Source organism: Phycicoccus avicenniae (genome assembly GCF_018139485.1).
In the GTDB taxonomy this organism is placed as follows: domain Bacteria; phylum Actinomycetota; class Actinomycetes; order Actinomycetales; family Dermatophilaceae; genus Phycicoccus; species Phycicoccus avicenniae.
Map to the genome: position 1 here is coordinate 11,948 of NZ_JAGSNF010000008.1, position 12,879 is coordinate 24,826.

Here is a 12,879-nt window from a genome sequence, read left to right on the forward strand (position 1 = left end):
CCCATACTATTCACGCCGTGGTCCCTCCCGAGCACACCCCGTCCCTCGGCGCGCGGGTCGTCGTCCGACACCGGCTGCCGGATCGGGACCCGGCGACCGGCGCACACCTCACCGACGTCGTCGGCGAGCTCGTCGCCGCCGACGACGTCCGCCTCGTCGTGCGCTCCCGCCGGGGCGACGTCACGGTGCCCCGCTCGGCCGTCACGACCCTCAAGGAGGTCCCGCCGCGTCCGTCCCGGCGCGGCGCCCCGCACCGCGCTCTCTCCGCCACCGACCTCGAGCACGTCATGGTGGGGGCCTGGCCGGCGGAGGAGACCGCGCGGCTCGGCGACTGGGTGCTGCGCAGCTCCGGCGGCTTCACCCAGCGCGCCAACTCCGTCCTCACCGCCGGGGACCCCGGCGTGCCCCTGGAGCGGGCCGTGGAGTCCGTCGAGGCCTGGTACGCCGAGCGCGGACGGCCGTCCTGGGTCACCGTCCCCCTCCCCCACGGCGGACCGGTCGAGGCCGACCCGCTGGGCGCCCTGCTGCTGCAGCGCGGCTACGCCCGGCGGGTCCCCACTATGTGCCTCACCGCCTCGGTCCGGGAGGTGCTGCGGAGCACGGCGGGGCAGGACGCGCCGCCAGTGCGGACCGGCACCGGGCTCGACGACGCGTGGTTCGCCGCCTACGGCGCCTACCGGGACGCCGACCCGCGGCACGCGCGCGCCGTCCTCACCGGGTCGCCCGAGCAGGTCTTCGCCGCCGTCGACGCGTCGGACGGCCCCGTCGCGATCGGCCGGCTCGGCGTCGCCGCCGGGTGGGGCGGCGTCGCCGCGATGTGGACCGCGCCCGACCACCGGCGGTGCGGGCTCGCCACCGCGGTGCTGGGCGCGCTGGCAGCCGCCGCAGCCGAGCGTGGCGTCCGGTCGCTGCACCTCCAGGCCGACGCCGACAACCCCGGCGCCCTCGCGACGTACCGCCGGCACGGCTTCGTGCCGCACCACGACTACGTGACGCTGCGCCGACCCGTTCAGCCGTCGTAGGTGCAGGTGATGTCGTCGGCGGCGTCGTACCGGGTCGTGAAGGTCTGCCGCTGGACGACCTCGCCACCGGCCCGCATGATGCGGCCGACGTCGACCGTGAACCCCTCGACGGGGCTCTGCGGCTTGCACTCCTCGCCGTCGTCGACGACGCGCTCCGGCTCGACGACGTCGTAGCGGTCGCTCTTCGTCGCCTCGACGTCGTACTTCTTCGTGCCGTAGTAGGTGACGGTGACCGAGGTGTCGGTCGTCTTCGCCTCGACGAGGATGCCGCCGTCGAGGGTGTTGGTCCAGATGTTGTGCAGGTCCGGCCAGGAGATCGTCGCCTCGCGTCCCTCGGGGTAGCGCGAGATGTAGAACGAGTGGGGCTGCCAGGCGTCGAGCTGCACCCCGGCGAAGAACGAGGCGTTGAAGATCGTCGTCGACAGCTGGGAGATCCCGCCGCCGACGCTGTCCGCGAGCCGGCCGTAGCGGATGATGCCGGCGCTCACGTAGCCCTTGGCCTCGGTGCGCTCGCCGAGGACGCCGTTCATGCTGAACTGCTCGCCCGGCAAGACGTACGTGCCGTCGATGACCTCCGCGGCGCGGCGGATGTTGTCGACCCGCGACTGGCCCGCCTGGTAGTAGGTCGTGAACGACGAGACGACCTCGGTCGGCAGGGTGTCCCGGGCGACCCGCGTCGTGAAGTCCGGACGGACCTCCCGGGTCGTCACCGTCGCGGTGCGCTCCTCGCTGCCGATGGCCTGCCACACCGCCGCGGAGATGCTCTCGTCCTCGAGCGCGACCCCGTTGACGTGCGCCTTCACGCTGGGCGTCCGACCACGGAAGGTGACGACGGCCGGCTGCGGTTCGACCTCCGCCTCAGCCTCCGCCGCGGCCTCGTGGACGATCTCGCGCAGCCGCTCGTCGTCCGCCCGCGGGGTGATCGTCCCGTCCTCGGCGGGCTCGAGGACGACCGCGGGGGCGAAGTCCGCCGGGGCGAGCTCGAAGGATCGGCCGTTCGCCTCGACCGTCACCGGGCCGGAGACCGCGACCGTCGCGAACTCGTCGCGGACCCGCTCGAGCTCGGCGGCCGGGACCGTCGGGGGGACCTCGTCCGCGGCGACCTCGACACTGCGCTGGGCCGGCCACCACCGCTCGACGGCCGCGAGGGTGCCCGCGACGTCGGTGTCGGTGCCGCGGACCGGGGCGGTGTAGGCGATCGTGCCGCCGCCGACCCCCAGCGAGCCCTCGACGGGCTCGGCGTCGAGCGAGCCGCGCGCCTCCTCGAGGGCGGCCTCGAAGGCCGCGACGTCGACGGCGAGCACGGCCGGTTCCTCGCCGCCGCCCGCGACGTGGTGCCACAGGACGACCGGGTCGAGGGTGAACCCCACGAGGTCGGCGACGGTGGCGGGGACGTCGACGCCGAGGCCCGCCGCAGCCGGGTCCAGCTCGGCCTCGCCCGCCGAGGAGGTGAGGACGAGCGGCTGCTCGGTCCGGGGCAGCAGCTCGCGCTCGAGGGCGGCGCGCGCGCCGGCCTCGTCGCGGCCGCCGATGTCGACGCCGGACACGGTCGTCCCGCGGGGCACCCGGTCGCCGAGCCACCAGGCCGCGCCACCGTAGGCGAGCACCGCCGCGGCGAGGACCCCGAGGAGCACGTACGGCCAGCGCCGGGGCCCCGGCACGTCCTCCTCCCAGGAGGGCTCCTCCCAGGAGACGTGGTCCAGCAGGTCGGTCATTCGATGCTCCCGTAGCGCCCGCGGTAGTGCACGAGGGCCGGTCCGATGCTGTCGGGGACGGAGAGGCCGAGGACCTCCCCCACGACGATGACATGGTCACCGGCCTCGTGGGTGGAGGTCGTCCGAACCTCCAGGTGGGCCAGCGCGCCGTCGAGGAGGGCGACACCGGTCCGCTCGCCGCGACGGAAGGCCGTCCGGTCCAGCTGACCGTGCAGCGGACGGCCCCGGGTGGAGAACCAGTCCGAGAGGGGGCGCTGGTCGGCCGCGAGCATGCTGACCCCCCAGTCGCCGCACTCGAGGACGGCGTCGTGGAAGCGGCTCTCGGTCTCGACGCTCACGAGGACGAGCAGGGGGTCGAGCGACACCGACGTCACCGTGTTCGCCGTCATCGCGTGGTCGTGGCCCCCGCACCGGGTGGTGACGACGCACACCCCCTGGACGAGGCGGCCCATGGCCTGGCGGAAGCGGGCGGGGTCGAGGTCGCTCATGCGGCTCCTTCCGGCAGCGGTCGGCCCGACACGGGGTCGAGCCGGGCGTAGCCCTCCCGGCCGGCGAGGCGGAAGACGAGGCGGTTCGACAGCGCGTACCAGCCGTCGCCGACGACGACCTGGGTCTCGTGGGCGCGCAGGGCCTCGGTCTGGACCTCTCGCGCGGCGAGGTCCTCCACGCTGTGCGTGACCACCTCGTCCGGGACGACGTTCGCAGCGTACGGGTTGTCCTCGCCGGGCAGGACCCAGCCCTCGTCGGCCGGGACGTGCTCGGCGAGCCACGCCCGGTCCTCGCCCGCCCAGCCGAGCCGCTGGACCACGCCGTAGAGGACGGGACGCTCCGTCTCCGGCCGGTCCGCGACGGCCGCGGCGGTGGCCTCGTGGGCCCGCACGTGGTCGGGGTGGCCGTACCCGCCGGTCGCGTCGTAGGTGACGACGACGTCGGGGCGCACGGCCTCGAGGACCGCCCCCACCGCGGCCGCGGCCGCCGTGAGCGGGGCGCCGGCGAAGGCACGGGGGTGCTCCGCCGCGGGCGTGCCGAGCATGCCGGAGTCCCGGAAGGTCGGCTCGTGGTCGGCGTCGGCGGCGCCGAGCAGGTGGTGGTGCACCCCGAGGACGTCCGTCGCCGCCGCGAGCTCCCCCCGGCGGTGGGCGGCCAGGGCCGGCCCGTCGCCCTCGAGGTGCGCGAGTCCGGCCGGGATGACCTCGCCCTCCTCGCCGAGCGTGCACGTGAGCACGTGGACCTCGTCGCCGCGGGCGACGTGGTGGGCGAGCGCGACCCCGGTCGTCAGGGTCTCGTCGTCGGGGTGGGCGTGGACGAACAGCAGGCGCGGGGCCCGGCCCGGGGTCGCCACCCCGTCGAGCAGGCCGGTCACCGGGTCACCGCGATGTCGGCGAACTCGAGGACGCCCCCGAGCACCGCGTTCGCCGACAGGTTGCGCACGTCGGCGCCGGCGACGTACAGCGCACGCCGCTCGGCGAGGCCGATGTAGGCCCCGGCCTCGAGGAGGCTCCGGTCGACGTCGGCCCAGCCGGCCTCGCGCTCGGCGCGGTCCGGGATGAGGGCGGTCCGGGCCATCTGCTCGTCGAGCTCCTCGTCCTCGAAGTACCCGTAGTCCCGTCCTGGCCCGTCGTCGGTGATGTTGATCGAGCTGTCGAACAGCGGCGGCAGGATCGTCGAGGCCGACGCCCACGCCGGGGCCCAGTTGGACCAGAAGGCGTCGTAGTCCTCGGCGGCGTCGGGGTCGGAGATCGTCGCGAAGTAGTCCTCGGTCACCGGCTCGAGGCGCGGGTCGAATCCCGCCTCCCGCCAGCCCGCGACGAGGGCGGAGACCGCCTTGTCGGACGTGGCGTCGGAGCGGTAGGCGAGGGTGAAGGTCACCGGCGTGTCGACCCCGGCCTCCTCGAGGATCGACGCGGCCTCGACGACGTCGCCCCGGGTCCCCGCCCCGAGCGGGTCGTCGCCGTGGTGCGCCGGCAGCGCCTCCGGGACGAGCGAGACGGCGGGCTCCGCCGCGGTCGAGCCGCCGATCGCGGTGACGTAGGCGTCGCGGTTGGTCGCGACGGCGAGCGCGCGGCGCACCTCCGGGTCGCGGAAGACCTGGCTGCGGGTGTTCGGCACGAGGTAGTCGACGATGCCGGTGCGTGGGTTCACCGAGCGCTCGCGCAGGCCCTCGACGGCGGTGATGTACTGCTGGATCGCCGGCGGCGCGGACCCGAGCGAGACCGACACCCGGCCGCTCTCGTTGTCGGCCATCACCTGCTGGGCGACGGTCTGGGTCTCCAGGCCCTCCTGGTAGCGGATCTCGTCCGGGTAGGCGTCGCGGACCGGGTCCGACTCCGGGGTCCAGTGCGGGTTGCGGACGAAGACACCGCCGCGGCCCTCCTCCCACGCGCCCTGGAGCATGTACGGACCGGCGGAGAACACGGCGTGCGTGCCCTCGGCCCCCTCGTCGGCGTCCGCCTCGACCGGCCCGAAGGCGGGCTGGCTCACCATCTCGTCGAAGTCCCCGACCCCCTGGCTCAGGGTGAAGGTCAGCTCGCGCCCGTCGCAGGCGACGGCCTCGTCGAAGGACTCCTGGCCGGACTCGGCCCGCTCCCCCGTCGCGTACGGGCCGGCGTAGCGGCTCGTGCCGTCGGGGTTGCGGGGGATGTCGAGGACGGCGAGCGCGTCCGTCGGTCCCCCGGTGATGTCGTCGGTGGCGAAGGTCCGCGAGACCCCGTAGGCGACGTCCTCGCAGGTGACCGGGCTGCCGTCCTGCCACATCACGTCCTCGCGGAGGGTGAACGTCCACTGCGTGAGGTCGTCGTTCGGCGTGCCCGTGTCGGTCGCGAGGTCGCCGACGAGCTCGGCCTGCCCGTCCTGCTCGGTCGAGGGGGCGTACGTCGTGAGGGTCCGGGCGAAGACCCGCTGGGCGAACGCCGCGTCCCCGCGGGAGGAGATCCGCTGCGGGTCCCACGTCGCGACCGGCCCGAGGGAGAGGGCGTGGAGCGAGCCGCCGCGCTCCTCGACGCGGTCGCCGACGGCCGAGGTCGGCGTCGTGTCCGTGTCGGTCGGCACGCTCTCGCGGCCCAGGAACCACGTGCCACCCGCGACCAGCCCGACGACGACGAGCACCGCGAGGACGCCGAGGACGTAGGCCCGCCTCCCCCGCCGCCTCCGGTGCAGCTGGGCGCGGGTCGGCGTGGGGGTGGGGTCGACGTGCTCGGGGGTCACCGGGTCAGCTCCTCCTCGCCCGCGCGGCCGCCCGCGCGCGCAGGGTCTGGTCGAGCTCGACCTTGCGGATCCGCACGCCCTCGGGGGTGACCTCGACGCACTCGTCCTCCCGGCAGAACTCGAGCGCCTGCTCGAGGGAGAGCAGCCGCGGCGGCGCGAGCCGCTCGAGGACGTCGGCCCCGGCGGAGCGCACGTTCGTCAGCTTCTTCTCCTTCGTGATGTTGACGTCCATGTCGTCGGCGCGGGAGTTCTCGCCGACGATCATCCCCTCGTAGACCTCGGTCGTGGGCGCGATGAACATCGTCCCGCGCTCCTGGAGGTTGGCCATCGCGTACGCGGTCGCGGCGCCGGACCGGTCGGCGACGAGCGAGCCGCTGACCCGGGTCGAGATCTCCCCGGCCCACGGCTCGTGGCCCTCGAAGACGTGGTGGGCGATGCCGGTGCCGCGGGTGTCGGTGAGGAACTGGGTCCGGAAGCCGATGAGGCCGCGGGCCGGGACGAGGAACTCCATCCGCACCCAGCCGGTGCCGTGGTTCGTCATCTGCTCCATCCGGCCCTTGCGGGCGGCGAGCAGCTGGGTGATCGCGCCGAGGTACTCCTCCGGCGTGTCGATCGTGAGGCGCTCGACGGGCTCGTGGACCTTGCCGTCGATCTCGCGGGTCACGACCTCGGGCTTGCCGACGGTCAGCTCGTACCCCTCGCGACGCATCTGCTCGACGAGGATGGCGAGGGCGAGCTCGCCGCGGCCCTGGACCTCCCAGGCGTCCGGGCGCTCGGTCGGCAGGACGCGCATCGACACGTTGCCGACGAGCTCGCGGTCGAGGCGGTCCTTGACGAGCCGCGCGGTGACCTTGGCGCCCTTGACCCGGCCGGCCATCGGGCTCGTGTTGATGCCGATCGTCATCGAGATGGCCGGCTCGTCGACGGTGATGAGCGGGAGCGGGCGCGGGTCCTCGAGGTCGGCGAGGGTCTCGCCGATCGTGATGTCGGGGATGCCGGCGACCGCGACGATGTCGCCGGGGCCGGCGGACTCGGCCGGGCGCCGCTCGAGGGCCTCGGTCATGAGCAGCTCGGTGATCTTCACCGACTGGTGCGAGCCGTCGCGGCGGCACCACGCGACCTGCTGCCCCTTGCGGAGCGTGCCGTTCTTGACCCGCAGCAGGGCGAGCCGGCCGAGGAAGTTCGAGGCGTCGAGGTTCGTCACGTGCGCCTGCAGCGGGGCCTCGTCGTCGTAGACCGGGGCGGGGACGGTCTCGAGGATCGTCCGGAAGAGCGGCTCGAGGTCCTCGCTGTCCGGCAGCCCGCCGTCGGCGGGGCGGGTCAGGCTCGCGCGGCCGGCCTTCGCCGAGGCGTAGACGATGGGGAACTCCAGCTGGTCCTCGTGGGCGCCGGCGTCGTCGAGCAGGTCCATGAACAGCTCGTAGACCTCGTCGACGACCTCGCCGATGCGGGCGTCGGGGCGGTCGACCTTGTTGACGCAGAGGACGACGGGCAGCCGCGCGACGAGCGCCTTGCGCAGGACGAAGCGGGTCTGCGGCAGCGGTCCCTCGCTCGCGTCGACCAGGAGGACGACGCCGTCGACCATCGACAGGCCGCGCTCGACCTCGCCGCCGAAGTCGGCGTGGCCCGGGGTGTCGATGATGTTGATGACCATGCCGTCGCCGAGCCCGGCGTCGACCGCCGCCGGCCCGGCGTACCGGACGGCGGTGTTCTTCGCGAGGATCGTGATGCCCTTCTCGCGCTCGAGGTCGCCGCTGTCCATGGCGCGCTCGTCGACGTGGTCGTGCTCGCCGAAGGCCCCGGACTGCCAGAGCATCTTGTCGACCAGCGTGGTCTTCCCGTGGTCGACGTGGGCGACGATGGCGACGTTGCGGAGGTCGTCGCGGCGAGAGGCAGACATGCCCACCAGTATCCCGGTGAAGGCGTCCCCCACCGAATCGGCCGCAGGTCCTGCGGCCCGGGCCGTCCGGATCCGAAAAGTCTCGGCTTGGTAACCACTGGGGAGCCATGGGTGCAAGTGCCCCGATCGGCGCTAGTGTCCACCGCTATCACCGGCGGGGCGAGGTGCCCCACGGCCGGTCAACTCGAGCGTCCGACCCGGACGGGTCGAGCGTTCGCACAACCCGAGCGAGGTTCCTTCTGATGAGACTGAAGCGCACGGCGCCGATCGCCCTCATGGCGGTCGCGGCCCTGAGCATCTCGGCGTGTGCCGAGTCCGAGCGGGACGACTCCGGGGGCGGTGACTCCGGATCCTCGGACCTCAAGGACACGTTCACCTTCGGCGCCGCCGGCGCCCCCGACGTCTTCGACCCGCTGTACGCCACGGACGGCGAGACGTTCCGGATCACCCGGCAGATCCACCAGGGCCTCCTCGGCATCACGCCCGGGACCGCCGACATCCAGCCCGAGCTCGCCGAGAGCTGGGAGCCGTCCGAGGACGGCCTGAGCTGGACCTTCTCCCTCCGCGAGGGCGTCACCTTCTCCGACGGTGAGCCGTTCGACGCCGAGGCCGTCTGCTACAACATGGACCGGATGTACAACCAGGAGGGCGCCGGCCAGCAGGCCGCCGAGTACTGGACGTACTTCTTCGGCTCGTTCAGCGACGACCCCGAGGGCTCGCTCTACGACTCGTGCGAGGCGACCGACGAGTCGACCGCGGTCATCAACATCACGCGGAACACCTCGAGCTTCCCGACGATCCTGTCGCTCGACTCCTTCTCGATGCAGTCGCCCGCGGCGCTCGAGGCCGGGGACGCGAACAACGTCCAGGCGCAGGGCGAGGGCTTCACCTACCCCGAGTACTCGACGAACCCGGTCGGCGTGGGCCCATACGTCCTGGAGAGCTACGACCAGGCGAACCAGACGATCACGCTCACCGCGAACGAGAGCTACTACGGCGACGCCCCGGCGACCCAGAACATCGTCTTCCGGGTCATCCCCGACGAGAGCACCCGTCGCCAGGAGCTGCAGGCCGGCTCGATCGACGGCTACGACCTCCCGAACCCCGTCGACTGGCAGGGCCTGGAGGACGACGGCAACACGGTCGAGATCCGCGACGCCTTCAACATCCTCTACATGGGCCTGAACCCCGAGCGCAACGAGGCCCTCCAGGACCTGCGCGTGCGCCAGGCCATCGCCCACGCGCTCAACCGTGAGCAGCTCGTCCAGACGCAGCTGCCCGAGGGCGCGCAGGTCGCCTCGCAGTTCATCCCCGAGGCCGTCTCCGGCTACAACCCGGACCTCGAGCCGTACCCGTACGACCCGGACCGCGCCCAGGAGCTGCTCGCCGAGGCGGGCCAGGAGGACCTCACCCTCACCTTCGCGTTCCCGACCGAGGTCTCCCGGCCGTACATGCCGGACCCCCAGCGGATCCACGACGCGTTCGTCCAGGACCTCGAGGCCGTCGGCATCACCGTCGAGGTCGTGAGCAAGCCGTGGAACGGTGGCTACCTCGACGACGTGTCGGCCAACGGCGCGTACGACGCGTGGCTGCTCGGCTGGACCGGTGACTACAACGCCGCGGACAACTTCCTCGGCACCTTCTTCAGCAACCTGAACCAGAACGACTTCCACACGAGCGTCATGCCGTGGGGCGAGACCCTGTCGCAGGACCTCCAGGCCGCCGACGCCATCGTCGACGAGGGCGAGCGCGAGGCCGCCTACCAGGAGATCAACGCGCAGCTTCGGGACGAGTACCTGCCCGGTATCCCGATCTCGCACTCCCCGCCGGCGCTCGTCGTCAGCGGCGACGTGGAGGGGCTCACGCCCAGCCCGCTGACCGCCGAGACGTTCGACACCGTCACCGTCTCCCAGTGACGTCGCGCGGGGTCCGCCCCGCCTGACGTCCCGCGGATACCGTCGGAGGCCGCCTCGACCGGCTAGGTTCGAGGCGGCCTCCGTCGTCCCGGCACAACTCCAGGAGCCCTGCGTTGGCGCGATTCATCATCAGACGCCTCCTCCAGATGGTGGGGGTCGTCGCGGTCCTGTCGGTCCTGCTCTTCGCCTGGCTGCGCTCGCTGCCCGGCGGTACGGTGTCCGCGATCCTCGGCGAGCGGGCGACGCCCGAGACCCGGGCGGCGCTCACCGAGGCCTTCGGGCTCGACCAGCCGATCTACGTCCAGTACCTCAAGTTCGTCCAGCGGGCGGCCACGGGCGACTTCGGCGTCTCGACCGGGGTGCTCCCCGGCACCGACGCCCTCCAGATCTTCGTCGACCGGCTCCCGGCGACGATCGAGCTGAGCGTCGCGGCGCTCGGCCTCGCCGTCCTCCTCGCGGTCCCGCTCGGCTACCTGTCCGCACGGCGGTCCGGGTCCCCGCTGGACAGCGGGCTCGTCATCCTCTCCCTCGTCGGGGTCGCGGTCCCGGTCTTCTTCCTGGCCTTCCTCCTGAAGTACCAGTTCGCCGTCGAGTGGAACTGGCTGCCGGTCTCGGGACGCCAGGACAGCCTCGGCTGCACCCGGATCACGAACTTCTTCGTCCTCGACGGGCTCATGACCCGTGAGTTCGACTGCTCCGCGAGCGCCCTGAAGCACCTCGTCCTCCCCTCCCTCGCGCTCGCGACGATCCCGTTCGCGGTCATCTTCCGGATCACCCGGGCGTCGGTGCTCGAGGTCCTCGGCGAGGACTACGTCCGCACCGCCGAGTCCAAGGGCCTCACGGCGCGTGTCGTGCGGGCCCGCCACGTCATGCGCAACGCCCTGCTGCCGGTCGTCACGACGATCGGCCTGCAGACCGGCGCACTCCTCGCCGGGGCCGTCCTCACCGAGAAGGTCTTCGCCTGGGGCGGCATCGGCGACGCCCTCGCCCGGGCGTTCGAGGTCCGCGACTACGCGGTCCTCCAGGTCCTCATCCTCGCGGCCGCCGGCATCTACGTCTTCATCAACCTGCTCGTGGACATCTCGTACGCGATCATCGACCCGAGGGTGCGCACCCGATGAGCCCGGCCAACCCCTTCACCCGCCGCAAGGACCGGATCGACGAGCTCGCCGCGACGGCCGCGAGCCCCTCCGGCGGCATCGCCGAGGCCGGCGCCGTCGACGAGAAGCCCGGCGTCTCGCTCATCGCCAGCGCGTGGAGCCGGCTCAAGCGCAGCCCGGTCTTCCTCCTCGGCGCGGGCATCACGCTCGTCTTCGTCGTCCTCGCCCTCGTCTCTCCGCTCATCGCACCGCACGACCCCGCCGCGGGCCTGCTGCTGGACCAGGTGCGACCGCAGTCCAACCCGGTTCCCGGCCCGCAGGACGGCTTCCCGCTCGGGGCCGACTCCCGTGGTCGCGACCTGCTCTCCCGGCTGCTCGTCGGGAGCCAGCAGACGCTCATCGTCGGGGTGTTCGCCACGATCACCGGCCTCGCGGGCGGGCTGAGCCTGGGCATCCTCGCCGGGGCGTTCGGCGGCTGGGTCGACGCCCTCGTCATGCGCGTCGTCGACGTCATGCTCTCGATCCCCTCGCTCCTCCTCGCCTTCTCCATCGCGGCGGTCGCGGCCCGGCCGAGCCAGGTGACGGTCATCATCGCCGTCGCCGCGGTCCAGGTCCCGGTGTTCGCCCGGCTGCTGCGCGGGTCGATGCTCGCCCAGCGCTCGAGCGACCACGTCGTCGCGGCGCGGGCGCTCGGCGTCACCGAGCGGGCGATCGTCTTCCGGCACATGCTCCCGAACTCGCTCGCGCCGGTCATCGTCCAGTCGACGCTCGTCCTCGCGGTCTCGATCATCGACGCCGCGGCGCTGTCCTTCCTCGGCCTCGGCAACCCCAACGACCGCCAGCCCGAGTGGGGCCAGATGCTCGGCCGGGCGCAGACGTACATCTACGACTACCCGCACCTCGCCATCTACCCGGCGCTGTGCATCATCGTCGTCGCCCTCGGCTTCACCCTCATGGGCGAGTCGCTGCGCGAGGCGCTCGACCCGAAGTCACGGAGGTGACGTGCCGATGACCGACACGGCGACCACACCCCGCCCGTCCCGGCACGGCGACGAGCCGCTGCTGTCCGTCCGCGACCTGTCGGTGACCTTCCGCCGCCAGGGCGAGGAGCCGTTCACGGCCGTCGACGGCGTGAGCTTCGACGTCCGCCCGGGGCAGACCGTCGGCCTCGTCGGCGAGTCCGGCTGCGGCAAGTCGGTGACCTCGCTCGCGATCATGGGGCTGCTGCCCCCGCGCGGGAACACCGTCGAGGGCACCGCGAGCTTCGAGGGCACCGACCTGCTCCGGCTGCCGGCCGACGAGATGCGCGACCGGCGCGGCCGGGACATCGCGATGATCTTCCAGGACCCGCTGTCCTCGTTGAACCCCGTCGTCTCCGTCGGCCTCCAGGTCACCGAGGTCCTCGAGCGGCACCGCGGGATGTCCCGCAAGGCCGCCCAGCCCGTCGCCCGCGAGCTCCTCGACCGGGTCGGCATCCCGGACCCGGACCGCCGGCTCAAGGACTACCCGCACCAGCTGTCCGGCGGGATGCGCCAGCGCGCGCTCATCGCGATGGCGCTCGCGTGCGCGCCACGGCTGCTCATCGCGGACGAGCCGACGACGGCGCTCGACGTGACGATCCAGGCCCAGATCCTCAGCCTGCTCAAGGAGCTCGTCGAGGACACCGGCACCGCCCTCGTGATGATCACCCACGACCTCGGCGTCGTCGCCGGTCTCTGCGACGAGGTCAACGTCCTCTACGGCGGCCGGATCGTCGAGCGGGGGACGCGCCACGAGCTCTTCGCCAACCCGCGGCACCCGTACACGAACGGTCTGCTCGCCTCGATCCCCCGGCTCGACGGCGCCCGCGGTGCCCCGCTCACCCCGATCCGCGGCTCGGTCGCCGACAACCTGCCCTGGGACCACGCCTGCGCCTTCGCGCCGCGCTGCTCGCAGCCGGTCGACGTCTGCACGGCGCAGACCCCGCCGCTCGAGGAGTCCGGGGTCCGGGCCCTGCGCTGCCACAACCCCGTGAGGTGACGC

10 protein-coding genes are annotated in these 12,879 nt (G+C 73.0%); 5 read left to right on the forward strand and 5 right to left on the reverse strand.

Annotated elements, in window-relative coordinates; all coding sequences use genetic code 11:
- Nucleotides 1–17 precede the first annotated feature (17 nt).
- Nucleotides 18–1,022, forward strand: a complete 1,005-nt coding sequence (locus KC207_RS06690; protein WP_211602203.1) for a GNAT family N-acetyltransferase — start codon at nucleotides 18–20, stop codon at nucleotides 1,020–1,022.
- On the opposite strand, the gene KC207_RS06695 is transcribed toward KC207_RS06690, so the two are convergent.
- The 5 genes from KC207_RS06695 to typA are packed head-to-tail and all read right to left on the reverse strand — an operon-like array spanning nucleotide 1,010 to nucleotide 7,841.
- Nucleotides 1,010–2,737: a VanW family protein gene (locus KC207_RS06695; RefSeq protein WP_211602206.1), complete on the reverse strand. Its 1,728-nt coding sequence runs from the start codon at nucleotides 2,735–2,737 to the stop codon at nucleotides 1,010–1,012. The two genes, KC207_RS06690 and KC207_RS06695, sit on opposite strands and share 13 nt — an antisense overlap.
- Nucleotides 2,734–3,225, reverse strand: coding sequence for a flavin reductase family protein (locus KC207_RS06700; RefSeq protein WP_249138603.1), 492 nt, complete (start codon nucleotides 3,223–3,225; stop codon nucleotides 2,734–2,736). The genes KC207_RS06695 and KC207_RS06700 overlap by 4 nt, the downstream gene beginning before the upstream one ends.
- Nucleotides 3,222–4,100: an N-acetyl-1-D-myo-inositol-2-amino-2-deoxy-alpha-D-glucopyranoside deacetylase gene (mshB, locus tag KC207_RS06705; protein WP_249138604.1), complete on the reverse strand. Its 879-nt coding sequence runs from the start codon at nucleotides 4,098–4,100 to the stop codon at nucleotides 3,222–3,224. Before mshB ends, KC207_RS06700 begins: the two co-directional genes overlap by 4 nt.
- Nucleotides 4,097–5,941, reverse strand: coding sequence for an ABC transporter substrate-binding protein (locus KC207_RS06710; protein ID WP_249138605.1), 1,845 nt, complete (start codon nucleotides 5,939–5,941; stop codon nucleotides 4,097–4,099). The genes mshB and KC207_RS06710 overlap by 4 nt, the downstream gene beginning before the upstream one ends.
- 4 nt (nucleotides 5,942–5,945) lie before the next feature.
- Nucleotides 5,946–7,841 carry a translational GTPase TypA gene (gene typA / locus KC207_RS06715; RefSeq protein WP_211602208.1) on the reverse strand — a complete coding sequence of 632 codons (1,896 nt, stop codon included), beginning with the start codon at nucleotides 7,839–7,841 and terminating at the stop codon, nucleotides 5,946–5,948.
- Between the two features lie 242 nt (nucleotides 7,842–8,083).
- Here typA and KC207_RS06720 point away from each other — a divergent pair, with 242 nt between their 5' ends.
- The 4 genes from KC207_RS06720 to KC207_RS06735 all read left to right on the forward strand — a co-directional run bounded on the left by KC207_RS06720 (nucleotide 8,084) and on the right by KC207_RS06735 (nucleotide 12,876).
- The gene (locus KC207_RS06720) at nucleotides 8,084–9,757 is read left to right on the forward strand and encodes an ABC transporter substrate-binding protein (protein ID WP_211602210.1); all 1,674 of its coding nucleotides are present in this window, start codon (nucleotides 8,084–8,086) and stop codon (nucleotides 9,755–9,757) included.
- Nucleotides 9,758–9,870: 113 nt separating this feature from the next.
- Nucleotides 9,871–10,878, forward strand: a complete 1,008-nt coding sequence (locus KC207_RS06725; RefSeq protein WP_211602212.1) for an ABC transporter permease — start codon at nucleotides 9,871–9,873, stop codon at nucleotides 10,876–10,878.
- Nucleotides 10,875–11,858 carry an ABC transporter permease gene (locus tag KC207_RS06730; RefSeq protein ID WP_211602214.1) on the forward strand — a complete coding sequence of 328 codons (984 nt, stop codon included), beginning with the start codon at nucleotides 10,875–10,877 and terminating at the stop codon, nucleotides 11,856–11,858. The genes KC207_RS06725 and KC207_RS06730 overlap by 4 nt, the downstream gene beginning before the upstream one ends.
- 7 nt (nucleotides 11,859–11,865) lie before the next feature.
- Nucleotides 11,866–12,876, forward strand: coding sequence for an ABC transporter ATP-binding protein (locus KC207_RS06735; RefSeq protein ID WP_211602215.1), 1,011 nt, complete (start codon nucleotides 11,866–11,868; stop codon nucleotides 12,874–12,876).
- Nucleotides 12,877–12,879 lie beyond the last annotated feature (3 nt).

Excerpts from the sequence above, each read along its gene's own strand:
- KC207_RS06695 (WP_211602206.1), bottom strand. The coding sequence starts at position 2,737 with ATGACCGACCTGCTGGACCACGTCTCCTGGGAGGAGCCCTCCTGGGAG.
- KC207_RS06700 (WP_249138603.1), bottom strand. The coding sequence starts at position 3,225 with ATGAGCGACCTCGACCCCGCCCGCTTCCGCCAGGCCATGGGCCGCCTC.
- KC207_RS06720 (WP_211602210.1), top strand. The coding sequence starts at position 8,084 with ATGAGACTGAAGCGCACGGCGCCGATCGCCCTCATGGCGGTCGCGGCC.
- KC207_RS06730 (WP_211602214.1), top strand. The coding sequence starts at position 10,875 with ATGAGCCCGGCCAACCCCTTCACCCGCCGCAAGGACCGGATCGACGAG.
- typA (WP_211602208.1), bottom strand. The coding sequence starts at position 7,841 with ATGTCTGCCTCTCGCCGCGACGACCTCCGCAACGTCGCCATCGTCGCC.
- KC207_RS06735 (WP_211602215.1), top strand. The coding sequence starts at position 11,866 with ATGACCGACACGGCGACCACACCCCGCCCGTCCCGGCACGGCGACGAG.